Genomic DNA, 26,473 nt, shown 5'->3' on the forward strand with positions numbered 1-26,473 from the left:
GGAGCAATATTTATATGAATAAAAAAGAAGTTACAGAAATCAAAAAGTTATTTACGAAAGAGCGCTGTTGTCTGAACCGACTTTGTGGGTGTTATGTGGACGCAGATAAAAATAAAGTTGTGCAGTTTAAGGAAGCATTTTTATCCCTTCCGGAAGAAGAAATTTATAAATATCTGGATATTTTTCGGAAAAGTCTGTCCGGTACGTTGGGGAAAAACCTGCTGAATATGGAATTTCCGTTGGAACAGGAAATGGGCGAAGGTACACAGAAAAGTCTGATGGCGCTGCGTGACAGTGAGTTAAAAGATGATACGATGTTGGATGCTTTTTATGACCGCATTATTGAGACTTATTATCATCCGGAAAATTATCTGATCTTGCTGGTGCATGGTTCTTATGATATTCCGATGAAAACATCCGATGGTCTGGAAATGGACGATGCATCGGATTACATATATAACTTTGTGCTGTGCTGTCTGTGCCCGGTAACGCTGTCAAAAGCCGGACTTTGCTATAATGCGGAGACAAACAGCATCGAGGACCGCATTCGTGACTGGTTGGTAGATATGCCAGAGCAGGGATTTTTATTCCCGGCATTTCAGGATCGTAACACAGATATTCATCGTCTGCTTTACTATTCCAAAAATGCAAAGGAACTCTGTCCGGACATTACCGAACAGCTGCTTGGCTGTGTACAGCCAATTCCAGCGCCACAGCAGAAAGAATCTTTCCAGACAATCATAGAAGATACTCTTGGAGAGGAGTGTGTATACGATGTGGTGCGTAACATCCATGAAAACCTCAACGAGATGATCGAGGAGCAGAAAGAAAGTGGAGAACCGTTGGAACTGGATAAAATGCAGGTGCGTAAACTTTTAGAGCGCAGCGGTGCACCGGAGGAAAATCTGGAACAGTTTGAAAAACAGTATGATGAGGAAATCGGTGCGCAGATGACCGTCATGGCAAACAATATTTCCGATACACGTAAGTTTGAAGTAAAGACACCGCAGATGACAGTGAAAGTAAGTCCGGAACAGGCTGGTCTTGTGGAAACACGCATGATCGATGGCGTGCCATGCCTTGTAATTCCGCTGACGGATGAAGTAGAAGTGAACGGCATTCATGTACACTTGAAAGATGAAGAAGTATTAAAGGCATTAGAACAAAGTGCAGAGGAAGAGTAATTTTGAGAAGAATATGTCCGCTTACGCTGACCAGAATCACGCACCAGATTTCACGTGCGTTCGACTTGAATTTGATACAACAGTGAGGTTGAACTGGTACTCATCATAAATTAGGATTACAGAAATCACCTTGGCTGGATAATAGATGTCCATTTTAGGACAATGGTTTTCTTTTCATAGAAAAATATTTACTGTAAGATTATATGCATAAGACAATAAATCATTTAAGACGAAGAACAAAATGTTGCATTGTATTGATGTGTAGAAATGCAGGAATAAATCTGTGAAAGCGGACATGCAGGGCGAAACGGTAGAGCAATTTTCGTTATCGGAGCGAGCATAATGTTGCCTCCGGGAGTGTGTCTGAGCCCACAGCTGATGTTGCTGTGGGTGAGTTCACGGAAGGAGGCAACAATAGATGGCGCAGCGCAGATAGAAAATTGTTCGTGTGAGCCTGCATGCCGCTTTACAGATTAAAATTCCGCATTTCGACCGTCTGTCAACACCAAAAAAGGAGGGCATTTTCATGAACAAATTACTGTATGGGGTAGCGTATTATTATGAGTATCTTCCGTATGACCGTTTAGAGGAAGACATCAAAATGATGAAAGCAGCGGGTATTAACGTAGTCCGTATCGCAGAATCTACCTGGAGCACTTACGAAAAGCAGGAAGGTCAGTTTGATTTTTCCACGGTGACCAAGGTGCTGGACGCCATGGAAGAGGCAGGCATCGACGTTATCATCGGTACACCGACTTATGCGGTTCCGTCCTGGCTGGTAAAAATGGATCCGACGGTTCTGGCAGTGACACATCAGGGCGAAGGTGTGTACGGCGCACGTCAGATCATGGATATCACAAACCCGAACTATCTGAAATACGGTGAGCGCGTGATTCGTAAATTGCTGGAAGTCTGCCAGGGACGCAAATGCATCATCGGTTTCCAGCTGGATAATGAGACAAAATATTATGATACCGCAGGTCCGAACGTACAGGCGGCGTTTGTAGAGTATCTGAAGGAAAAATTTGACGGAAGCACCGATGCCATGAATGCGGCTTTTGGTCTGGATTACTGGAGCAACCGTGTGGATAACTGGGAAGATTTCCCGGATGTGCGTGGAACCATCAACGGAAGTCTTGGCGCTGAATTTGACAAGTTCCGCCGTGGACTGGTTACCGAGTTTTTGACCTGGCAGTCCAATATTGTAAAAGAATATGCCCGTCCGGATCAGTTTATCACACACAATCTGGATTTTGAGTGGCGCGGATATTCTTACGGCGTTCAGCCGGCAAACAATCATTTTGAGATTGCAAGAGAAGCGTTGACCGTGGCAGGATGCGATATTTACCATCCGACACAGGATGAACTGACCGGCGCTGAGATCGCCTTCGGTGGTGATATGACACGTTCTCTGAAACAGAACAACTACTTTGTTCTTGAGACCGAGGCGCAGGGTTATCCATGCTGGACGCCGTATCCGGGACAGCTTCGTCAGCAGGCCTTCAGTCATGTGGCATCCGGTGCGGCAATGGTTGAGTACTGGCACTGGCATTCCATTCACAACTCTTTTGAAACTTACTGGCGTGGTCTGCTGAGCCATGATTTCAAGGAAAATCATGTATATTGTGAGGCAAAAACCATCGGTCGTGATTTCGCGGCATTGAGCCCGGCTCTCTGCAATCTGAAAAAAGAGAACAAAGTGGCAATGGTTGTCAGCAACGATGCACTGTCAGCACTTGACTGGTTCCGTATTGATACTACGGCAGAAGGTCCGGGAAAAACTGCTTATAATGATGTAGTTCGCTGGATGTATGATGCCCTTTACAAGATGAATGTGGAAGTTGATTTCATTGAGCCGTCCTGCAAAGAGATGGATTGTTATCAGATGGTGATCGTTCCGGCTCTGTATGCGGCTTGCGAGGCAGATCTGCAGCGCATGAAACAGTATGTGGCAGATGGCGGATACCTGATCACAACGTTCAAAACCGCTTATACGGACGAAAATGTAAAAGTATACCACGATGCATTCCCGCATGTGTTAAACGAATGCCTTGGTATTTCTTACAGCAATTTCACTTTCCCGAAAGATGTGAAACTGAGCGGTACAGAGGACGAGCAGGCAGAACTTTTCATGGAACTTGTGAAACCGGAAGGCGCAGAAGTGCTGGCATCTTACGATCACTATGCATGGAAAGATTATGCGGCAGTAACCAGAAATCATTACGGAAAAGGTACGGCACAGTATCTTGGATGCAAGACTTCTGAAAAATATCTGCAGAAGCTGCTGGCAGATGCCATGAAGGAAGCTGGTATTGCGGATGCAGTACAGAACGCAGAATTTCCTGTTATTGTGCGCCGCATGAAAGATGAAAACGGAAAAACAGTGTGGTTCTATTTTAACTATTCCCATACACCGGCAGAAACTGTTTATGCCGGAGCAGATGGTGAGTATCTGATGAAGGAGAACCAGACATTCCCGGGAGTTGATGTTGCAGCAGGGGAAAAACTTGCACTTGGCAGCTGGGATGTACAGATCATCAGAGAAAAATAAAAATACGAAATGAGGTAATGCAGGATGAAGCAGGAGTTTTATGACAGATTGGCAGCACCATTTGAAGCATCGGAGCGAAAGAAGAACTGTCTGCTGCGGGTAAATCATATTTTAACGGATGTGGTTTATCTGATTTATCCTGCATTACTTTTGTATTTGGTGGTTTGCAGGGACAGTCGATTTTGGCGGGTGCTGCTTGTTCCGGCGGTGACTTTTGTGCTGGTGAGTCTGTTCCGCAAGAAATTTAATGCGCCGCGCCCTTACGAAAAATGGCAGGTGAAGCCGTTGATTCCAAAGGATACAAAAGGAAATTCTTTTCCGAGCAGACATGTATTTTCAATTTATATTATCGCTATGGCGGCGTGGTATGTGTGGATGCCGCTTGGAGTGATCCTTTGTGTGGCAGGGGGATTTCTGGCAGCAGCGCGGGTGAGCGGACGGGTGCATTTTGTAAAAGATGTGGTGGCAGGTGCGCTGATCGCTGTCGGATTTGGAGTTTTATGTTTTTGGGTGATTTAAAAACTATATCAGATGGGAGATGACTCCCACCTCTATAGGTGTTGAGAAACAAGCTAGTATCAGTGGTGGGAGCCAATCCCCCATCTGATATAGCCTCCGGCAGGATTACAGAGGTGCGCAGTTGAAGTATGTCATGCAATTGCATGACGCGCACCTCGCAACAAGAATGCCGGAGCATTCTTGAATGTAGATGCTTGTTTGGAGATCAATTGAGACAGTGGATTGTAAATTTTTATCTCAGTCGAGAAGACTCCCACTTCTGCAAGTGGTGAGTAATAACAAGTCTTTCTCAGTGGGAGTACAATCTCCGACTGAGATAAACGCTCCGCGGGGATGTGCAGTGATTCTGAGAAGAATATGTCAGCTTTCGCTGACCAGAATCACGCACCAAGTCTCACGTGCGTTCGACTTGAATCACGGAACAGGAATAAATTGGATAGAAACAACAAGCAGATAGCGTGTAGATGGAAGTTTTTTTAGAGAGAAGGTAACGTAGTATGAGGGTAGGAAAAGAAAAAGGTGTTTCGATAGCACCGGAGCTGATCGGTTTATTTTTTGAGGATATTAATTTTGCAGCAGACGGTGGTCTGTATGCAGAACTGATCGAAAATCGTTCTTTTGAGGCGAAGGAAGCCTATGGAAATCCGGGCAGATTTTATGCAGTGGATGACTTTGGATATGCGTGGAAAACGCTGTATCAGGCAGGAGAAGAGGAGCCGCTGATGCAGTATGTGACAGGAACTCCGGTGTCTGCGGTGAATCCGCATTATCTGCGTTTTACGGCAAAACAGGCAGGACAGGGATTTACAAATAAAGCATATGACGGCATTCGATTAGAAAAAGATCATACTTACAAAGTCTCTTTTTATGCGAGATGTGTGGCATATGAAGGTGAATGGTTCCAGATAACGGTGCAAAGGGATGGACAGATTTTTGCACAGGCAGAAGTAAAAGCGGTGAAACCGGTTCCCTATGTACCATTCTGCGACCTGAAGATTCCGATGGAAGTCGGCTATGGAACGCTGAATCCGGATATTGAAAAAATCCATCAGATGGATCAGAGTGATAAATGCCGTAGAAATGAGTGGATAAAATATGAAGCGGTACTTACCGCGCTGGATGATGTCCGCGGTGCTCAGTTTGCAATCACACTGGATGCGCCGGGTATCGTAGAGTTTGATCTGATCTCAATGATTCCGGAAGATGCGGTGTCAGGAATTTTTCGAAAGGATCTGTTTGAGGCACTACAGGCGATCAAACCGGGATTTGTGCGTTTCCCGGGAGGATGTATTGTGGAAGGCATCAGTCTGGACAACCGTTATTATTGGAAAAATACAGTAGGGGATGTGAAAGACCGCCGTTATATTTCGAATCTGTGGGCTTTTGATGATGACTGGGGCAAAAATGATCCGATGACGAAACGGCCGGATGCGCATTATGGACAGTCTTTCGGACTTGGATTTTATGAATATTTTCTGTTGTGTGAGCTGTTGGGGGCAAAACCGCTTCCGGTGCTGAATATTGGCACCGCGTGTCAGTTCCGTTCTACAGAAATGGTGGATTCTGACAGTACAGAATTTGAGGAATATGTGCAGGATGCATTGGATCTCATTGAGTTTGCCAATGGTCCGGTGGACAGTAAATGGGGCGCATTGCGTGCCAAAATGGGACATCCGGAGCCTTTCGGTATGGATTACCTTTCTGTTGGAAATGAGCAGTGGGAGACGCAATACCTGGATCTGAGATACCGTTATGAACGTTTTGAGGCAGCTATTCATGCGAAATATCCTGAGATTCGATTGCTTGGAACGGCGGGACCGTTTATGGAGTGCTCCATTACAGAAGATGCATGGAAGTATTATCGGGAAAAAGCAAAGGAAAATCCGAATTTCAGTTATGCGGTGGATGAGCATTATTATGTAAGTCCACAGTGGCTGTACGACCATGTGGCAATGTACGATGATTATCCGCGGGACGTGGCAGTTTTTGCGGGAGAATATGCGGCGCACACCGAAGCGCGGGAAAATTCCATGGAGAGCGCTCTTGCCGAAGCGGCATTGCTGACCGGCATTGAGAAAAATGCGGATGTGGTAAAACTTGCTTCTTACGCACCGTTATTTAATCGGATCGGGCATAGCCAGTGGAAGCCGGATATGATCTGGTTTGATGACCGTGAGGTGTATCTGACACCGAATTACTATGTGCAGAAGCTGTTTGCAAACCACAGAGGCAGTCATACGGTGTTACTGCATGATCAGGATGTGGAATTGCGAAAAAAGGGAATTTATGTGTCTGTTTCCATGGATGAAGATGAAAACATCATTGTGAAAACGGTTAATACAACGCATCAGAATTTTGAGTTGTCACTGGAAGATGCTGATGGAGCAGCGGTAAGTGCATCTGGAAAGCAGTGGACGTTACAGGGAACCGGCGAGATACCAGAAGGATTACCGGAGAAATCAGTGGTGGCAGAGCAGAAAATTCAGATTAAGGGAAGTGTAACACTGCCAGGGCAGAGTGTGGTAGTGGTGACTTACAGATAGCGAGAGCCGTGAGATCTTTAAGAAAGGCATTGATCGCAGCTATTACTACGAAGGTTATACGACATATAAGGCAGAAGAATTTTAAATAAAAACAGAGTGCCGAAAAATGATTCAGATAGGGATTGTTTTTCGGCACTTTTTTGCCTTTTTATATAAAAAACATCATATAGAAAATAATTTTGCTTCAAAAAGTGTATGTGAAGTAAAAAATGATGATAAACTAAACATTAAACTAAAATATGTAGATGTATTTTGTTAAAAACTGGACAAAGAAATAGGCAAAATGCATAAAAAAGAGGAGAAAAAATACAAGAATATGCCAAAAATGTGAATTTAAAGAAAGAAATAATTGACAAAAGCAAGGGGGGGGTAAAATACAACTAAATTAATTGAGAAAATAATTTACTAAATAAATTAAATGTTAGGGGGGCACAAAAATGTTTAATGTTCCAGAAGTAAAAGTAGGTGTGGTTGCGGTCAGCCGCGATTGCTTTCCGGAAAGTCTATCCGTAAACAGAAGAAAAAATCTGATAAGAGCGTATCAGGATAAATACGGAGAGAAAAATGTTTATGAATGTCCAATTTGCATTGTGGAGAGTGAGATTCATATGCTGCAGGCATTGGACGATCTTAAAAAGGCAGGATGTAATGCTTTGTGTGTGTATCTTGGAAATTTTGGACCAGAGATTGCAGAGACAATGCTTGTGAAGAGATTTGATGGACCGGCAATCATTGTTGCTGCAGCGGAGGAAGAAAATCTGATACAGGGACGAGGAGATGCTTACTGTGGAGTGTTGAATGCAAGCTACAATCTGGCACTGAGAAACACAAAAGCTTATATTCCGGAAGAACCTGTTGGCAGCGCGGAAGAATGTGCAGATATGATTCATGATTTTGTAGGAATTGCAAGAGCACTTATCGGACTTTCTTCCCTGAAAGTGATCAGCTTTGGACCGAGACCATTAAACTTTCTTGCATGTAATGCACCGATTAAACAGTTTTACAATTTAGGGGTTGAGGTTGAAGAGAATTCAGAACTGGATCTGTTTGAAGCTTTTCATAAACATGCAGATGATCCTCGTATTTCGGAAGTTGTGGCAGATATGGAAAAAGAATTGGGAGATGGAAATAACAAACCGCAAATCTTACCGAAACTTGCTCAGTATGAACTTACACTTCTTGACTGGGTGGAAGCGCATAAAGGTGCATGCGAGTATGTGGTATTAAGTACAAAATGCTGGCCGGCATTCCAGACACAGTTCGGATTTGTTCCATGTTATGTAAACAGCCGTCTGGCAGGAAAAGGAATCCCGGTATCCTGTGAGGTTGATCTGTATGGAGCATTAAGCGAGTACATCGGTCAGTGTATCAGCGGTGATGCAGTTACATTGCTTGATATCAACAATACCGTAACAGATGCAATTTATAATGAAGATATCAAAGGAAAATTTGATTATAGAAAAGGCGAGACGTTCATGGGATTCCACTGTGGAAACACATGCTCCACAAAACTGGTAAAACATTCCATGGAATATCAGATGATCATGGCAAGAAGTCTTCCGGAAGAAGTTACACAAGGAACACTTGAAGGTGACATCATTCCGGGTGACATCACATTCTATCGTCTCCAGAGTACAGCCGATGGAAAATTAAGAGCTTACTTGGCAGAGGGCGAGGTACTTCCGATAGCAACAAGATCTTTTGGAGCAATTGGAATCTTTGCAATCAAAGAGATGGAAAGATTTTACCGTCATGTCCTGGTTGAAAAAAATTATCCGCACCATGGAGCAGTTATGTTCGGTCATTTTGGAAAACAATTATTTGAAGTGCTGAAATACATCGGTGTGGCACCGGAAGAAATCGGTTATAACCAGCCAGTAGGTATGTGCTACGTTACAGAGAATCCATACAGATAAGGATGAGGAAAAGGAATATGTATTACATAGGGGTAGATTTAGGAACTTCAGCCGTTAAACTTGTGCTGATGCAGGGAGATGGCACAATCAAAAATGTAATTTCCAAAAGCTATGAATTATATTTCCCACATCCAGGATGGTCAGAACAAAAACCGGAGGACTGGTGGAAGGCAACAATCGAGGGATTGAAAGAACTGACAGCAGAGTATGACAAAACCCAGATTTCAGGAATCAGCTTCGGAGGACAGATGCATGGACTGGTAATTCTGGATGATAAAGATGAAGTAATCAGACCGGCAATTCTCTGGAATGATGGACGTACTCAAAAACAGACAGATTATCTGAATGAAGTGATTGGCAAGGACAAGCTTTCAGAGTATACAGCAAATATTGCATTTGCAGGATTTACCGCACCCAAAATTTTGTGGCTGAAAGAGAATGAACCAGAAAATTTTGCAAAAATCTGTAAATTAATGCTTCCAAAAGATTATATCGCATACAAATTGAGTGGTATATTCAGTACCGATTATTCAGATGCTTCAGGTATGTTACTGCTGGATGTCAAAAATAAATGCTGGTCAAAAGAAATGTTGGATGTCTGTGGTGTCACAGAAGATGTGTTGCCAAAGTTATATGAAAGTTATGATGCAACTGGAACGTTAAAACCGGAGATGGCAGCAGAACTTGGATTTCCAGAAACATGTAAGATAGTTGCAGGAGCTGGTGATAATGCAGCAGCAGCTGTTGGAACAGGAACTGTGGGGGATGGAAAATGTAATGTTTCCCTCGGAACAAGTGGAACTGTATTTGTTTCCAGTGAAAGATTTTGTGTAGATCAGAAAAATGCATTACATTCCTTTGCACATGCAGATGGATGCTACCATTTAATGGGATGTATCCTAAGCGCAGCTTCCTGTAATAAATGGTGGGTAGAAAATATTATCGGCAGCAAGGATTATGATGCGGTACTTGGTGGGATTTCCGAACTTGGTGATAATCCAGTAACATTTCTTCCTTATTTAATGGGAGAGAGATCGCCACACAACAATCCGAAGGCAAGAGGTATGTTTATCGGAATGTCAATGGATACAACACAGACGCAGATGTCACAGGCAGTTTTGGAAGGTGTTGCATTTGCGATTCGAGACTCTTTTGAAGTGGCAAAATCACAGGGGATTGAGATTGAAAGAACAAAACTTTGTGGCGGTGGAGCAAAGAGCCGTATCTGGCGAAAAATTGTTGCGAATGTCCTGGGAATCAAGGTAGATATTTTGAAAACAGAAGAAGGCCCGGGACTAGGAGCAGCGATGCTTGCCGCGGTTGCCTGTGGAGAATACGCAAGTGTAAAAGAAGCGGCCGATAAGATTGTAGAAGTAGTAGAAACTATTGAACCGGAACGGGAAATTGTAGAAAAATACAATAAACAGTACAGCAAGTTTGTACAGATATATCCGACGGTAAAAGATTTATATGAACTGTAAAGAATGTAACAGTGAAAAAACTGATACAGAATATGGGATTCAAGAGAGTGAATTCTGGCAAAAGAAGGAGGAGCGAAAGAATGAAAAAGAAAGTGATCGCAGCATTAATGGTAGCAGCTATGGCTGTAGGGTTACTTGCAGGTTGTGGGGGCGCATCTGATGATAAAGGTGGCGCAGCAAACACTGGATCGGCCAGTGAGGAAACGAGTTCCGGTAGTAAGAGCGAGTCAACAGATGGGGTATTAACAAAAGTTGATCTCACAGGACAGGATATTTATGTAGGTATTGCACCAGGTTCTGGTGGATCTGCATGGCGTGACCAGATGGTAAACGATATCACAGATGTGCTTGATGAATATAAAACAAGTGGGGATATCAAGGGATACAAAGTTGTAAATAATGCAACAAATGGCGATGCTAATGAACAGGTACAGATTATTCGTGATTTTATCGATGATCCTCAGGTAAATGTAATTATGATTAATCCAAATGATACAACGTCACTGAATGAGGCAGTTTTAGATGCAGAAGCAGCTGGAAAACTTGTAGTTGTTTATGATGCATCTATTACAGCAAAAGGTATCTTAAATGTATCTGTAGATCATTATCAGTATGCGTATGGTCCTACAAAGACATTGCTTGATATCATTGGTGGAAAAGGTACTGTAGTTGAGGTATCTGGTCTTGACGGACATCCGGCTAACGTAATTCGTATCAAAGCAACAGATGATGCAATTGCTGAATATCCAGACGTAACACTGGCTGCAAATCAGCCGGGTGGTTGGGATAATACAACATCTAAATCCGTAACAGCAGCAATTCTTGCTTCCGGAATCAAACCTGATGGAATTATTTCACAGGACAACGGATGCTACGGTGTTCTGCAGGCTTGTATCGATGCAAACTATATTCCGAAGGTTGTTTCCGGTGATGGTTCCAAAGCGTTCTTTACAGCTTGGAAAGATCTGGTAGACAAAGGAGAAGATTTTAATGCAGTAGTAGTTCCGAACCCTCCGGGAATTGGTGCTACAGCAGCAAGAATCGCAGTTAAAATTGCTCAGGGTAAAGAGTTTGATGAGACCCAGCTTACAGTTGAAGATGGCGTAGCTACATATGAGTATGTTGTTACAACTGTTTACACAAACGATAACTTTGATGAAGGATGGGAAGTTGTAAAAGACTTTACAGATGAGCAGTGTATTGATGAATATATGACGGATGATGAAGCAAACGCTCTGTTCAAATAATAACAGATTTAATGAAGTATAATTTCTGATGAAATCATAAGTAGATACCGGGGTAGGTGGGGAACTGCCCCCTCAATCCCCGGTATTTTGCTTTTACACATTATTATCGCGTTCCTGTTGAAACTAATAGGAAGAAAAATGAATGGCTTTTGAAGGGTAGATAAGATGGAAAATAAAATAATCCTTGAGGCAAAAAATATAGTAAAAGAATTTAATGGCGTTCCGGCTTTGAGTGATGGTAATCTCGTCTGCCGAAGCGGAAAAATTACCGGATTGCTGGGGGCCAATGGTTCGGGTAAAAGTACAATTTCCAAATGTATTACAGGTGTATATCACAAAAATAGTGGTACCATCACATATTTGGAGAAAGATGTAAACTTCAAAAACCCGATGGATGCCAAAAAAGCAGGAATTGCGATGGCATTCCAGAATCTGAGCCTTTTACCGGATCTGACTGTATGGCAGAACATTGTAATGGGATTTGAGAAAAAGAAAGGATTTTTTCTGGATGATTCGAATGCAAAACACACGGCTGCCAAAATTTTGGAAGATTTCGTACCGGGCTTTGATTACAGCAGAAAAGTCTCTGAACTTAGTCCGTCAGAGATGCAGATTGTGGAGGTGGCAAAAGCAATCTCACAGGAACCGAAAATGCTGATTCTTGATGAGCCGACAGCCGCACTGGAACAATCGCAGGTTGAGATTTTATTCAAATACATGAGAATGCTTGCAGACCGCGGAGTCGGTATGGTATTTACCTCTCACAGAATGTGGGAAGTAATGGATATCTGTGACGATATCATCGTTTTCAAAAACGGCGAAGTTGTTGGCAGATTAGATTTTGATAAAGATGAAAAAGACGCAGATGTGATCATTCAGATGATCACCGGAGAAAAGAAAATTGTCTCTGAGAAGCGTACATATAAAGAGATTCCTGATGAAAGGACGATTGATATTGAACATTTGAATTATAAGAATGTTTTAAAAGATATTTCTCTTCATATTAAAAAAGGCGAAGTACTTGGAATCGGAGGACTTTCTGGTCAGGGTCAGGAAGAATTACTTCTTGCAATCTCTGGTGATTACAAGGATATGAAATCCAGGATTAAAGTAAATGGAGAAGAAGTATTACTGAATGCACCACATAAAGCGATTGAGCGTGGAATCCTCTTGATTCCCGGTGATCGTCAAAAAGAAGGTTTGATGATGCAGAACAGTATCTACGAGAACCATATTCTTCCGAAAACTGCATTGAAGAAAGAACCATTCATTCTTCCAAAAAAGAAATACAGGGAAGAGTGTCTGGAATCTAAAAAGATTCTTTCTACCAAGTCGGATGGCATTGAATGTCCGGTATCCAGTCTTTCTGGCGGTAATGCACAGAAAGTTGTTATGGGAAAATGGCTGCAGGTAGAATCTTCGCTGATTGTACTTTCCGATCCGGCAAAAGGTGTTGATGTAGGTGCGAAAAAGGATATGTACGATATTGTACAGAACATTGTGGACGAGAAGCATATTTCTGCATTGCTTTATGCCAGTGATAATGAAGAATTAATTGATAACTGTGATCGTGTGCTGGTAATGCATGAGGGATGTATCGTAGGCGAACTTGTTGGTGATGAGATTACAGATGAGGCATTGGTTGAACTCTCCATGAAGGGTAATCACAAAGAGGAGGAAGCATAAACATGAATACAAAGAAAAAATCTGTTCCTGCTTTCGTTAGAAAACCGGAGTTCGTTACAATAATAATTTTAATAATAATGATCATTGTTGTGGCAGTGTTGCAGGGAAATTTCTTTGCTCCATCTTCACTTCAAAATATGATTATTTCCTGGACACCGATCATTCTTCTTACGCTTGGGCAGGCAGTCGTAATTATTTCCGGTGGTTTGGATATGTCTAGCGGTAATGCAATGGCATTTATGCTTTGTATTCTTGCAGGAATTATGAAATCAGCAACACCAGGAAGCGGAGTAATTGCATTATTGGTATGCTGTCTGGCAATGGTTGGTATCGGTCTGTTAAATGGCGTATCTGTTGCATATTTTAAACTTCCGCCGATTATTGCTACATTTGCTACATCTTACATTTACCTTGGTGCAGCATTGTTTATCATGCCGTCTCCGGGTGGAGGATGTGCAAATTGGATGCGAGTTTTCTACAAATTTAGCTCTGTTGAGAATATGCCATCGGCTTTAAAAGCTTTTGGCGACAAGATCCCGACAGGTGTGTTGATGATTGTTGGTATTATTGTACTCTGGTACATCATCAGCAGAAAAAAACTTGGTCGTTATATCTATGCGGTGGGTTCTGATCGTAATATTGCATATGATAGTGGTGTTAAAACCGTAAAGGTTCAGATTATGGCGTATTTGTTCGATGCATTTTGTTGTATGTTGGCTGCATTGTTCCTGGTAGGACAAAATCAGTCAGGTAGTGCCCGTCTTGGTGATGCATTGACTCTGAAGAGTATCGCATCAGCAATTGTCGGTGGTGTTTCGCTGGCAGGTGGTACAGGCAATGTATATGTAGCTATTGGTGGTGCGGCAATCATCAGTTTGGTATCAAAATTAATTTCTTTCTCCGGCATTAACAGTGACTATCAGACACTGGTGAGTGGAATTATTCTTCTGGTGGCAGTATCCAGTTCTGCAATTATCAGACTGGTGAAAACACTTAGAGCAAAGGAGGGCAAAGAGAGTGAATAATACAGTAGCAGCAAATGGATCAAAGTCATTTGTTAAAAAAAATTCAAGCCTGATCCTTTGTATCATTCTGATTGTAATTCTGTTTGTTATGGGAAATGCGATTACAGGCGGACAGTTCGCATCCGTAGGATCAACCGTTAAGTTCGCAGCATTGATCGCGATCTTCGGTCTGGGTCAGATGTTGATCATCTGTACAGGTGGTGACATCGATCTGTCCGTTGGTTATACAGCAACATTAGTATCCTGTGTAACAGCAGGTATGATGGATGGATCTAATATGAATATCTGGAAGGCAATTTTGTTTGCTCTGATGGTAGGTGTCGTCGTTGGTCTTGTCAATGGATTCATGACAATTTATGCAAGGATTCCTTCATTGGTAGTGACGCTGGCAATGTCTCAGATTCTTCAGGGTATTGTAGATATTTACTCAGCCGGTGCAAGTATCGGTGGTGAGCCGAGCCCATGTCTGAAATGGCTGGCAGGTCAGCAAACGGGGCCGATTCCAAACATTGGATTTCTGCTGGCTATTATGACAGTAGCCGTAATGTGGCTCCTGTACAAAACAAAGCTATCCAGTTTATATGTGGCAACAGGTGCAAATCCACGAACAGCACATTTGTCAGGTGTAAAGGTTAACTTTATTAGAATGTCGTCCTTTGTTGTTTGCAGTATCATTGCAGCAATGATGGGATTAATTCTTCTTGGCAATTTGGGAATGGCATTCAAAGATATGGCATCTACATATGTAATGCCTAGTATTGCAGCTGTAGTTATAGGTGGTGTATCCATCAAAGGTGGTCAGAGAAATTACATTGGGGTTATTCTTGGAGCGATTGTACTCCAGACACTGACAAATCTATTTGTAGCACTTGGTTATGGCGACAGCGGTAAGTATTTAGGATCCGGAATTATTCTGCTTCTCATGTTAATCGTATATGTTCGTGAGAAGACAAGCAGATAATTTTTCAGATACAATATTTTTTAATCTTAAAGAAAGAGGTGTAAGGTATGGACAACAAAGTAAGAGTTGCGGTAGTTGGATTAGGATTTGGAGGAGAGTTTGTACCGATTTATCAGGCGTATGAAAAAACAGAGTGTGTAGCTGTTTGCCGTAGAAATGAAGAGGAATTAAACAAATTCGCAGATGCACATGGTGTAGAGAAACGTTACACAGACTATGACGAGTTATTAAAAGATCCTGATATTGATGCAGTACATATCAACACAGATTTACTTTCACATTATACTTTCGTAGAGAAAGCGTTAAAAGCAGGCAAGCATGTTGCTTCTACCGTTCCTATGGGAATGACAGTTGAAGAGTGTGAGAACATCTGCAAATTGGAGAAAGAAACTGGTAAAGTATACATGCTGATGGAGACATCCATCTATACAAGAGAGTTCTTATATTTTAAGAGCTTATATGAGAAAGGTGATATCGGACGTTTGCAGTTTCTTCGAGGATCTCATCAGCAGAATATGAGTCTTCCGGGATGGCCATCCTACTGGTATGGTATGCCACCAATGCATTATCCGACTCATGCGATTGCTCCACTTTCTGAAATCCTTCGTAAACCGATTAAAACTGTTCGCTGTATTGGTTCCGGACGTATTCGTGAAGAGTATGTTGGAAAGTACAATTCCCCATTTGCAGCAGAGTCTGTGCAGTTGACATTTGCAGATTCTGATGTGGCAGGTGAGGTTACACGTACATTGTTTGATACAATTCGTCAGTATCGTGAAAGTTTTGATTTCTATGGTTCCAAAGAATCATTTGAGTGGGAGCAGTGTGTAGGTGAAGGTCCGGTTCTCTATACAGGTATTGAAGGTGCAGAACATATTCATGTACCGGATACAGATTATATGCTTCCTGATTCCATTAAAAAGTTCAGTTTGAAGAACCAGATTGAAGATCAGGATCATGTATCCTTTATTCAGGGAGATGGACATGGTGGATCTCATCCGCATATGATCCGTGAGTTCATCGATGCAATCCTCGAGGGCAGACCAGCTCATGTAAATTCTGTTGTGGCAGCAAACTGGAATGTAGCCGGAATCCTAGCTCACGAGTCGGCTATGAGAGGCGGAGAGATTATTGAAATGCCAGACTTCACTCAGTTTTAAGAGTTAAAAAATATATGATTGTTCTGAGTCGGCGTAAACCGACTCGGAATGATCGAATTAAATAAAATCTTATCGGTATAAAAGGAGATCATTATCATGAAAAAATATACAGGAAAAGAATTTTTTGTAAATACAAAACAGTGTGAGACGCAGAAATTTCCTTGGGGAACACTTGCATGGACAATTGAGCCGCGTACAACAGGTACAGACAACATGACGGGCGGTATTGTTACCCTGCTCCCGGGATTAGGACACAGTCAGCATAGCCATGAATGCGATGAGATTTTGTATATGATTGATGGAAAAGATTGTGAACAGTATATCATTCTGGAAGATGGTACAAGAATTTCTGAATTGATGCAGCCAGGCGATTTTGTACGTATTCCGGCGCATCTTGAGCATGGAACCGTAAATGGACCGGATATGACTACACATATGGTAGCTGTATATCAGGTTCCAGGCTCCGAAGCAGCTCTTGGAAAACAGGCAGATGAAATTATTCCACCAGAAGAATAAAAGATTTACCATCCAATCTAGATTTGTTTTCTTCCTCATGTATAGGGATAATATATAATCTCTACAGGCAGACTCAATGACAACGGTAGTTGCTGTTGGGTCTGTTTATTTTGCTTTATATTATAAAATAAGCACAGTCAGCGACCGTGCTTATTTTTACATGAAAAGTATTTTATGTGGTTTCACGTTCTACTAATTTTGTGGAAACATAAACGAGGAGTGTTCCGTCGTTAATGGATTCTGCACCAGAGTAGAACTCTGCGATGCGATTGTGGAGAAGATTAACCGCTGTTTTGCCAATCATTTCTTTGTCTACATCAATGGCAGTAAGAGGAGGTTCCACCATCGAACACAAAGGCATGTTATCAAATCCGATAACTGCGACATCTTCCGGAATCCGATAGCCATGTGCTTTTAGAGCGCGAGTGCATGCCGTTGCAATTACATCATTATCTGCAAGTAAAGCACGGGGCGGCTGATTATTATTGAGCCACTCACTCATATCGTTATATGCTTTCTGGGAAGAAATACCTACATCGATCATAATATAATTCTCATCAAGTGCTGCCTCTTTGCAGGCATTGAAAAATCCTTCCTGACGTCTGCGAAAGTTATCGATTTTGGATTTGGAACGCAGGTAACCAAGATCTGTATACCCTTTTCCTAAAAGGTATTTTGTGGCATTGTAAGAGCCACGGTAATTATCTGTAACAACACAGTCAATGCCAAGAGCTTCGATATAGTTATCGACCAATACCATAGGAAGGTTAAGATCAAACAGTGGGCGCAACTCTTCTAACCGAGAACGTTCAATAGATGTTCCGAGAATGATCAGTCCCGTAACATCTGAAGAAATTGCATTTAATTGTAATGTTGAATCTTCGTCGGCGCGATAATAACTTACAAGAACATTATATCCATATCGTTTCGCATATTTTTCGATTCCTTGCAGTATGTAGGAATAGAAAGTGGTTTCTTGAATGATTTCACGCTGATTGCTTAGAAAAATTACAAAACGGATATTTTGTGGTCCGGCGGTTGTAACCTTTTGCTTTGCATAACCCAGCCTTTCTGCTTCTGCAAGAACAAGTTCTCTTGTACTGTCACTGACACCAGGTTTGCCGTTTAGCGCCAGAGATACAGCAGATGGAGACAGGTTAAGCTTTTCTGCAATTTTTTTTGCTGTAATAGCCATCTTTTTTCTCCATAGATAATTTATTTTGATTTAGATTTAAAACTCAACTATACTAAATTATGACTTTATTATACACTAAAGTTTATGTAAAAGGAAGAAAAAAATATATTTTTATTAAAATTTGTGGGAGTGTAAAGCACGGAGCAATCTGTGTAATCAAGATTTGAGTGTTTTGACACACAAATCCAATATAGAAATTCAGAATATAAAAAACTGCCATACTTATATCAGTACAGCAGTTTTTGTCATTTTCTTAATACTATGTGCTAATAAGGACTTAAGATTAAGCCTCTGCGATAGCACCTGTAGGACATGTACCTGCGCAAGCGCCGCAATCGATGCAAGCGTCAGCGTCGATAACGTACTGAGAATCTCCCTCAGAAATAGCACCTACTGGACATCCACCAGCACATGCGCCACACATTACACAAGAATCGCTAATTACGTATGCCATAATTTTTTTCCTCCTAAAAAATACTTGTTCGTTAAGCTCTCATAAGCTTTCCCTCATAATAATATAAAAAAACAAGAATTGCAAGCGTTCTCTGAGACAAAACGATCAATAAGGGTATTTTTTAGTGATTGTATTGAACTTAATACATATTGACACTTGAGTTAGTATATGCTATCATAGATGTTGAGTAAGTTTTCCTGTTTGGAATAAAGGGAAAACTTGCTCATTTTTATTTTGATTTGGAAAACTTCATGAATTATTCAGAAAAATCATCTTGCAACGTTAAGATAGATGATATAATATGTATATTTAGCAAGGAAAATATAACAGGGACTTTGCGCGCTTTTTTGACATAAATCTGGCAGTTTCTGCCAGAAATGGAGAAAGAAGGACGGAAAGTGCCCGTCAGGATGTTATACCATGGGAGAGATAGATATGTTAAATTACAAAAAATATAAAAGAGTTCCGGTATTACATTACCCGGATCGTGAATGGCCGGACAAAGAGATTGAGCATGCACCGCTTTGGTGCAGCGTGGATCTGCGTGATGGAAATCAGGCTCTGATCGACCCGATGAATGTAGAAGAAAAAATGGAAATGTTCCAGTTACTGTTAAAACTTGGTTTTAAACAGATTGAGATCGGTTTCCCGGCAGCATCTCAGATTGAGTACGATTTTTTACGAAAATTAGTAGATGAGAACATGATTCCGGATGATGTACAGGTTCAGGTTCTGACACAGTGCAGAGAACATCTGATCGACCGTACTTTTGAGGCAATTCAGGGAATCAGGAACGTTATCGTTCATATTTATAATTCAACTTCCGTACTTCAGCGTGATGTGGTATTCCATAAAGATAAAGAAGCAATCAAACAGATCGCCATCGATGGAACAAAAATGGTAAAAGAGCGCGCGGCTAAATTTGACGGAAATATTCAGCTGGAGTATTCTCCTGAGAGCTTTACCGGTACAGAAGTAGAATTTGCACTGGATATCTGTACCGCAGTTCAGGATATCTGGCAGCCGACACCGGAAAATAAGATCATCTTCAATCTTCCGGCAACCGTAGAGATGAATACACCAAACGTATATGCAGATCAGATTGAATGGATGCATAAACATTTCAAAAACAGAGACTCTATAATATTAAGTGTTCATCCTCACAATGACAGAGGAACAGGTATCGCAGCGACAGAGCTGAGCCTGCTGGCAGGAGCTGACCGTGTAGAGGGAACTTTATTCGGAAACGGCGAGCGTACCGGTAATATTGATGTGCTGAATGTGGCATACAATATGTTTTCACAGGGTATTGATCCGGAGTTGAACATTGAAGATATCAAAGAGATTATTGATGTATATGAGAGATGCTGTAAGATGGACATCGATATGCGCCATCCGTATGCAGGAAAACTTGTATTTACAGCATTTTCCGGTTCTCATCAGGATGCTATTAATAAAGGTGTGCACGCGTTGCGCGAGCGCAACACAGGCATCTGGGAGGTTCCGTACCTTCCAATCGACCCGGCAGATATCGGCAGGGAATATGAGCCGGTAGTTCGTATTAACAGCCAGTCCGGAAAAGGCGGTGTAGCCTTTGTTATGGAATCTATGTATGGTTATAAATTACCGAAAGAGATGCACAAGGAATTTGCAGACGTTATCCAGAAAATGTCTGAGCAGCAGGGCGGTGAAATCGCACCGGAGCAGATTTTTGATGCATTCAAGCATGAATATATCGCACTGGATGATCCGTTCGAGTTCAAGAAAATCCGTGTGGAAGATGTCAATGACAAAGACTGTGTCACAACCATTGATTTTGAGTATAAGAAAACACCGTATCATATTGAAGCAAAAGGTAACGGACCGTTGGATGCTGTCAAGACAGCCATCAACAAAGAATTTGACCTTGATGTACGCGTTATGAACTATTCCGAGCATGCACTTGGATCCGGTTCACATGCGAGAGCAGCTGCTTACATCGAGATGGGAGACAACCGCACCGGAAAAGTACTGTTTGGTGCAGGTGACAGCTCCAATATCACAAAGGCAACAATCCGTGCATTCTTCAGTGGATTGAACCGGTTAGCGAACAAATAAAGTATAAAGATTAGAATCTAAGACGAGGGATGCTATGAATCGAAAGAAAAAGTATGGTTGGTGGAAGCATATAGATTTCATGATCATTGATCTGCTCTGTATCCAGATTGCATATCTGGTCTCTTACTTCTTCCGGCATGACACACTGCGGCTTTATCGAGAGACAAGCCTGTATGCCCATGTAAATATTTTGCTGATTATCATTGATATCTGCTATGTATTGCTGCGTAGCACATACAAAAATATTCTGAAGCGTAGTTTTATACGTGAAATAGAGTCTGTACTGGTTCACAATATTGTAATGTGGGGACTGGTTATGGCGTATCTGTACGTGACAAAGCAGGCTTTCTGGTTTTCCAGACAGGTATTTCTGACTTCCTTTGGATTTACGATCATTTTTATGCTGGTCGGACGTTTTCTGTGGAAACTGAATGTGCGCCGGATTGTATGGAAAGGTAAGAATCAGCCGAATTTCCTGGTTATCAGTACACAGGAATATGCGACAGAAATGGTTCGGCAATTTTCAGACCGTATGTATAACGGATTTAATCTGGCAGGTCTGGCAATTATGGATCGTGATCTTGAAAATGAAAAGATCGAAGGGATTTCGGTTGTATGTAATAAGGACAATCTGTTAACTTATGTTCAGAAAAATGTCATCGATGAGGTTATGATCAAACTGTCTCAGGATGATAAGGAAGTAAATGAACTGACCTGGACATTGCTTCAGATGGGTGTAGTTGTGCATATTGCACTGGATTACACGGACAATGCACTTCCAAACCGAACCATTGAACGTATTGGTGGTTACACCTGTATGACAACCAGTATCAATACGGCAAGCAGTGTTCCGATGGGATTAAAACGACTGACAGATATTGCAGCAGGTATTGTAGGCTGTGCGATCACCGGAATTGCTTTTATTTTTGTGGCACCGTTGATCTATAAGGCATCACCGGGACCGATCTTCTATTGTCAGGAGCGTGTCGGCAAAAACGGACGTCGGTTTAAGATGTATAAATTCCGTTCTATGTATATGGATGCGGAGGAACGAAAAAAAGAGCTGATGGCACAAAATAAAATGCAGGGTAATATGTTCAAAATGGATAATGATCCGCGTATTATCGGCAGTGAAAAAGGTCCGGGTAAGGGAATCGGAAATATAATCCGTTCTTTGAGTATCGATGAGTTACCGCAGTTTTATAATATTCTCCGTGGAGATATGAGTCTTGTGGGAACACGTCCGCCGACAGTGGACGAGGTTGCAGCATATGATTTGCATCACAAAGTCCGTCTGAGTATGAAACCGGGGTTGACAGGTATGTGGCAGGTAAGCGGACGAAGTGAGATTACAGATTTCGAAGAAATCGTGCGTTTAGATGCATATTATATCGAAAACTGGAGCTTAAAGCTGGATCTGAAAATCATTTTAAAGACATTTAAAGTAGTTTTTGCAAAAGAAGGCGCAGAATAAAAAGGTTATGTATCGTACATGATGTACAGGAGGTATCTGATGAAAAAATATGATTATCTGATTGTTGGAGCAGGATTATTTGGAGCTGTATTTGCACAGGAAGCAAAAAAAGCTGGAAAAAACTGTCTGGTTATCGATAAAAGAAATCACATTGCAGGAAATATTTATACGGAAAAAGTACTTGATATAGATGTTCATCAGTATGGTGCACATATTTTTCATACATCCAATGAGACTGTGTGGAATTATGTAAACAGCTTTGCAAAATTTAACCGTTATACCAATTCACCGGTAGCAAACTACAAAGGTGAGATTTATAACCTCCCGTTCAACATGAACACTTTCAATAAACTCTGGGGTGTTGTAACACCGAAGCAGGCGCAGGAGAAGATCGAGGAGCAGAAAGCAGCTTTTCATGTAGAAAATCCGCAGAACCTGGAAGAACAGGCAATCAGCCTGATCGGACCGGATGTATACACAAAACTGGTAAAAGGATATACCGAGAAACAGTGGGGCAAACGTGCCACGGAGCTGCCGGCATTTATCATCAAACGTCTGCCGGTTCGTTTTACTTACGATAACAATTATTTCAATGATGATTATCAGGGAATCCCGGTAGAGGGATACACAAAGATGATCGAGCGTATGCTGGATGGTGTGGAAGTAAAGCTGGAAGAGGACTTCCTGAAAAACAGAGAAGCTTATATGGAACTTGCAGACAAGATTGTTTACACTGGTATGATCGATGAATATTACAATTACTGCTATGGAGAATTGGAATACCGCTCACTGAAATTTGAGACAGAAGTGATCAAAGGTGAGGAGAACTACCAGGGAAATGCAGTTGTAAACTATACAGAGTATGAAGTACCGTTTACCAGAATCATTGAGCATAAGCATTTTACCTATGGCACACAGCCGGATACCGTCATCACCAGAGAGTATCCGAAGACATGGAGCAAAGGGGATGAGCCTTATTATCCGATGAATGATGAAAAGAACCTGAAACTCTATGAGAAGTATGCGGATCTGGCAGCAAAAGAGGGAAATGTAATCTTTGGTGGTCGTCTGGGCATGTATAAATATTATGATATGGATGATACCATTGAAGCTGCATTAAACTGTGTGCAGGCAGAACTTGCAAAATAAAAACAGAACAGAAATATATCAGGCGGCAAGACAGATCCAAGCTGTATTGACGCCTGATTTTATGTAAAAAGCATTGCAGGAGCAGAGAAAAATACGCTCTAAGACAGGAGAAAGATGTGACAAAATTATCATTGATTGTTCCATGTTACAATGAAGAACAGAATGTGGAAGCTTTTTATGCCAGATGTCAGGAAGTGTTTCCGACGGATCAATACGAAGTAGTGTTTGTAAATGATGGCAGTAAAGATGGAACATATAAGAAATTACAAAAATTACATGAAGAACATGACAATATTCTGGTTGTGAATTTTTCCAGAAACTTTGGAAAAGAATCAGCCATTTATGCAGGTCTGCATTATGCCAGTGGAAGTTACATTTCTATCATTGATGCCGATTTACAGCAGGATCCGGAGATTGTCAGAAATATGGTAAATATTCTGGAAGAAAAACCGGATATCGATGTGGTAGCGGCTTATCAGGCACAGCGTCATGAAGGAAAGCTTATGAGCTGGTGCAAAGATCGGTTTTACAAATTTATCAACCGTCTCAGTGAAGTAGATCTGCGGGAAAATGCCAGTGACTTCAGAACATTCCGGGCAAGTGTGCAGAAAGCATTGCTGGATATGCCGGAATATTTCCGCTTTTCCAAAGGATTATTTTCCTGGGTGGGATTTGAGACTGAGTATATTCCGTATGAGGCGGCAGAACGCTTCGCAGGGACTACCAAATGGAGTTTTACAAAATTACTGAAATATGCCATGGAAGGAATCATTTCTTTCTCGACGCTGCCATTGCAGCTTGCTACATTTTTTGGGGCAATCGTTTCTGCCATTGCAATCATTTATGGAATCGTGATCATTGCCCAGACATTGATCACTGGTATTGATGTACCTGGTTATGCGACCACGATTGTGGTGGTATTGTTCCTGGGTGGTGTGCAGTTGCTGGTCATGGGTATTCTGGGAGAATATCTGGCAAAGACCTATATTCAGGGAAAACACAGACCGGTATACATTGCCAAAAACGTATTGGAAAAGAAAAATACAAAAGAGGAGAATTAACGTGGAACAGAAAAAAGAAGATATTTTTGATCGCCTGATGCATCTTCCGGGGCTTCGTATTTTTGAAAAATTTTATAAGAAAAATAAAGAAGTATTGTTATATTTACTCTTTGGCGGACTGACAACAATTGTCAGTATTGGAACATTTGCCTGGTTTAACGTCGGCATGCACATGAATGAGCTGATTGCCAATGTAATCTCATGGATCTTTGCTGTTACATTTGCTTATGTGACAAATAAAATTTGGGTATTTCAGTCCCAAACGACCTGTTTCAGAGATTTGTGTATGGAAATTGGAAAATTCTTCGGAGGCCGCCTTGCAACGCTTGGTGTAGAAGAATTAATTTTGTTTGTGTTTATCAGCCTTATGCACTGGAACAGCATTCTTGTGAAACTGATCGCACAGGTGGTAATCGTGATTTTGAATTATATTATCAGTAAAATATTTGTGTTCAAAGAAAAAAAGTAAAAGTAAATGGCAGCAGTTCATTGGTTACATGATTTATGGTATCAATGAACTGTAACATGATTTATAAAAGAAAAATAAAATCAGGCGGTAATAAATTGACACCCTTTGTTTCTGGTGCTATAATTCCTCCCCGATGTATGAAAAATACATTGGGGATTTTTATTTTACAGAGAAGTTACGGTAAGATAAAATCGCTTTGCGACAGAGAATATGCACTATCTTATAAACAAGTATGAAGGGAAGAAATTATGACATTCTATCAGGAATTGCAGCTCAATCAGGCTGGCTCGAAAGCACTGATTCGAAGCTGTACAGATAAAAAAGAAAAAATGCGTCATACCGCCATTTATCTTTTAAAAATTTTTATTACAATGGTTTTTTGCATGGCTGTAGTAATTGGGTTCAGCAAAATATTTGGTAATGATAACAGTATTGTGGGTGTTGTGGCGTTGCTGTGCGTCATGGCATTTCGTTTCGCAGATTTTGGCATTCGCACACCGCATGCAATGGGCGCTATGGCAATTATGTTTGCAATTCTGACTTTTGGTCCACGTCTGGCAAATGCAGGCGGCCTGGGGCAGGAGTTTCTTGTAAATACCATCTGTATTTTAATTTTGATGGTTTTGGGATGCCATAATGTTGTGATGTTTAATCATTCAACGCTTCTGCTCAGCTATCTGCTTTTGTATGGCTACGATGTAACCGGTGATCTGTATACACAGCGACTGATCGCGATGGGAATCTGTGCAGCAGCAACAATGATCGTATATTATCGCAATCATCATAAAAAAGTATACAAACGCAGTCTGAAGGATATCTTTCGTGAATTTGATGTGCATTCCATGAGAACCAGATGGCAGATTACAATGGTGTTCGGTGTGACAACAGCAATGCTGATTGCCGGTCTGTTACACGTTCCACGGCGGATGTGGATTGGAATTGCAGCGATGTCGATTCTGGTACCGTTTCATGAAGATGCCAAGCAGCGTGCAAAAGCCAGAGTGCCGGGGAATATTGTCGGATGTTTTATATTTCTGGCACTGTACTATTTTCTTCCACCATCCATCTACAATTACGTTGGCGTGATTGGAGGAATCGGTGTGGGACTTTCCGCAACCTACGGATGTCAGGCAATTTTCAATACATTTGGAGCCCTGTCGATTGCAGTTGGCATCCTCGGACTTCCGGGAGCCATCTTTTTCCGAATTTTCAACAACTTTTTCGGAGCCCTTTATGGTCTTGTATTTGAACGGTTTTTTGGTTCTGTTTTAGACCGCCTGCCTTCGTCTCCCCGTGAAGTATCGGCACCGTAAAAATTCTTATTTCACGGTGTAAGGGAAAAAGAAGAAAGAAAAAGTCCATGCAGGCACGGACAATTTCCTATCTGCGCTGCGCCGCTTATTTTCGCCTCCTCCCGCGAACTCGCATCCTGCAAAACCGGCAGGATACTCAGACACACTCCCGGAGGCGAAGCTATGCTCGCTCCGATGACGGAAATCGACCTACCGCCTTGCATTGGACTTTTTCTTTCTTCTTTTTCCCATCTACACTTTGGCTCCATTATGCCACACGTGCTATGTCAGTCATTGATTCATTATGTTGCACGCACAAAATATACATGCCCCTTCATAACGTAAATGGCAAAATCGGAGCATCTTTCCTCAATAAACGATTAAGTGAACGACCGATCTTCACAGAGTTTTGCGCGAGAGGGAGGCGACCAGCTTCTATAGGGACGCCACTGAAAAAGTGGTCGTAAAATCATATATCTGATATAATTAAGGT

20 protein-coding genes are annotated in these 26,473 nt (G+C 41.6%); 18 read left to right on the plus strand and 2 right to left on the minus strand.

Annotated features, from left to right (window positions below):
* Window positions 1-14: 14 nt before the first annotated feature.
* The 12 genes from DXB15_RS14510 (at window position 15) to DXB15_RS14570 (ending at window position 16,789) form a co-directional block, all read left to right on the plus strand.
* Entirely contained in the window at window positions 15-1,184 is a 1,170-nt protein-coding gene (locus DXB15_RS14510) for a DUF4317 domain-containing protein (protein WP_109214907.1), read from the plus strand.
* Window positions 1,185-1,710: 526 nt separating this feature from the next.
* Window positions 1,711-3,735: a beta-galactosidase gene (locus DXB15_RS14515; RefSeq protein WP_118703343.1), complete on the plus strand. Its 2,025-nt coding sequence runs from the start codon at window positions 1,711-1,713 to the stop codon at window positions 3,733-3,735.
* Window positions 3,736-3,759: 24 nt separating this feature from the next.
* Window positions 3,760-4,254 carry a phosphatase PAP2 family protein gene (locus tag DXB15_RS14520; protein ID WP_118703344.1) on the plus strand — a complete coding sequence of 165 codons (495 nt, stop codon included), beginning with the start codon at window positions 3,760-3,762 and terminating at the stop codon, window positions 4,252-4,254.
* A gap of 497 nt (window positions 4,255-4,751) precedes the next feature.
* Window positions 4,752-6,797 (plus strand): alpha-L-arabinofuranosidase C-terminal domain-containing protein, encoded by a 2,046-nt coding sequence (locus DXB15_RS17620; protein WP_109214909.1) that lies wholly within the window; start codon window positions 4,752-4,754, stop codon window positions 6,795-6,797.
* Window positions 6,798-7,234: 437 nt separating this feature from the next.
* Window positions 7,235-8,713, plus strand: coding sequence for an L-fucose/L-arabinose isomerase family protein (locus DXB15_RS14535; RefSeq protein ID WP_109214910.1), 1,479 nt, complete (start codon window positions 7,235-7,237; stop codon window positions 8,711-8,713).
* Window positions 8,714-8,730: 17 nt separating this feature from the next.
* Window positions 8,731-10,194 carry a xylulokinase gene (xylB, locus tag DXB15_RS14540; protein WP_109214911.1) on the plus strand — a complete coding sequence of 488 codons (1,464 nt, stop codon included), beginning with the start codon at window positions 8,731-8,733 and terminating at the stop codon, window positions 10,192-10,194.
* Between the two features lie 80 nt (window positions 10,195-10,274).
* The gene (locus DXB15_RS14545) at window positions 10,275-11,441 is read left to right on the plus strand and encodes a substrate-binding domain-containing protein (RefSeq protein ID WP_158582278.1); all 1,167 of its coding nucleotides are present in this window, start codon (window positions 10,275-10,277) and stop codon (window positions 11,439-11,441) included.
* Between the two features lie 165 nt (window positions 11,442-11,606).
* On the plus strand, window positions 11,607-13,127 hold the full coding sequence (locus DXB15_RS14550; RefSeq protein ID WP_118703346.1) for a sugar ABC transporter ATP-binding protein: 1,521 nt from the start codon (window positions 11,607-11,609) through the stop codon (window positions 13,125-13,127).
* Window positions 13,128-13,129: 2 nt separating this feature from the next.
* On the plus strand, window positions 13,130-14,152 hold the full coding sequence (locus tag DXB15_RS14555; RefSeq protein ID WP_109214914.1) for an ABC transporter permease: 1,023 nt from the start codon (window positions 13,130-13,132) through the stop codon (window positions 14,150-14,152).
* Entirely contained in the window at window positions 14,145-15,113 is a 969-nt protein-coding gene (locus DXB15_RS14560; RefSeq protein WP_109214915.1) for an ABC transporter permease, read from the plus strand. The genes DXB15_RS14555 and DXB15_RS14560 overlap by 8 nt, the downstream gene beginning before the upstream one ends.
* A 47-nt stretch (window positions 15,114-15,160) precedes the next feature.
* Complete coding sequence (locus tag DXB15_RS14565) at window positions 15,161-16,273, plus strand: Gfo/Idh/MocA family protein (RefSeq protein WP_109214916.1); 1,113 nt, start codon at window positions 15,161-15,163, stop codon at window positions 16,271-16,273.
* Between the two features lie 96 nt (window positions 16,274-16,369).
* Window positions 16,370-16,789 (plus strand): cupin domain-containing protein, encoded by a 420-nt coding sequence (locus DXB15_RS14570; RefSeq protein WP_109214917.1) that lies wholly within the window; start codon window positions 16,370-16,372, stop codon window positions 16,787-16,789.
* Between the two features lie 172 nt (window positions 16,790-16,961).
* Here DXB15_RS14570 and DXB15_RS14575 read toward each other — a convergent pair whose 3' ends face one another.
* Both DXB15_RS14575 and DXB15_RS14580 read right to left on the minus strand, forming a co-directional pair.
* Window positions 16,962-17,984 carry a LacI family DNA-binding transcriptional regulator gene (locus DXB15_RS14575; protein WP_109214918.1) on the minus strand — a complete coding sequence of 341 codons (1,023 nt, stop codon included), beginning with the start codon at window positions 17,982-17,984 and terminating at the stop codon, window positions 16,962-16,964.
* Between the two features lie 283 nt (window positions 17,985-18,267).
* Window positions 18,268-18,438: a DUF362 domain-containing protein gene (locus DXB15_RS14580; protein WP_109214919.1), complete on the minus strand. Its 171-nt coding sequence runs from the start codon at window positions 18,436-18,438 to the stop codon at window positions 18,268-18,270.
* A gap of 435 nt (window positions 18,439-18,873) precedes the next feature.
* Between DXB15_RS14580 and leuA the strand changes: the two genes are divergently transcribed.
* The 6 genes from leuA to DXB15_RS14610 all read left to right on the plus strand — a co-directional run bounded on the left by leuA (window position 18,874) and on the right by DXB15_RS14610 (window position 26,001).
* Complete coding sequence (gene leuA / locus DXB15_RS14585; protein ID WP_118703347.1) at window positions 18,874-20,535, plus strand: 2-isopropylmalate synthase; 1,662 nt, start codon at window positions 18,874-18,876, stop codon at window positions 20,533-20,535.
* A gap of 34 nt (window positions 20,536-20,569) precedes the next feature.
* Window positions 20,570-22,009, plus strand: coding sequence for a sugar transferase (locus DXB15_RS14590; protein WP_118703348.1), 1,440 nt, complete (start codon window positions 20,570-20,572; stop codon window positions 22,007-22,009).
* A 39-nt stretch (window positions 22,010-22,048) separates the two neighbouring features.
* Entirely contained in the window at window positions 22,049-23,158 is a 1,110-nt protein-coding gene (gene glf / locus DXB15_RS14595; RefSeq protein ID WP_109214921.1) for a UDP-galactopyranose mutase, read from the plus strand.
* 116 nt (window positions 23,159-23,274) lie between these two features.
* Window positions 23,275-24,219 (plus strand): glycosyltransferase family 2 protein, encoded by a 945-nt coding sequence (locus tag DXB15_RS14600; protein ID WP_109214922.1) that lies wholly within the window; start codon window positions 23,275-23,277, stop codon window positions 24,217-24,219.
* A gap of 1 nt (window position 24,220) precedes the next feature.
* A complete protein-coding gene (locus DXB15_RS14605; protein ID WP_109214923.1) occupies window positions 24,221-24,688 on the plus strand; it encodes a GtrA family protein in 468 nt (155 codons plus the stop codon).
* 248 nt (window positions 24,689-24,936) lie between these two features.
* Window positions 24,937-26,001, plus strand: a complete 1,065-nt coding sequence (locus tag DXB15_RS14610) for an FUSC family protein (RefSeq protein WP_118703349.1) — start codon at window positions 24,937-24,939, stop codon at window positions 25,999-26,001.
* Window positions 26,002-26,473: the final 472 nt, after the last annotated feature.

It is taken from the genome of Roseburia sp. OM02-15 (assembly GCF_003481835.1).
Classification (GTDB): domain Bacteria; phylum Bacillota; class Clostridia; order Lachnospirales; family Lachnospiraceae; genus Eubacterium_I; species Eubacterium_I ramulus_A.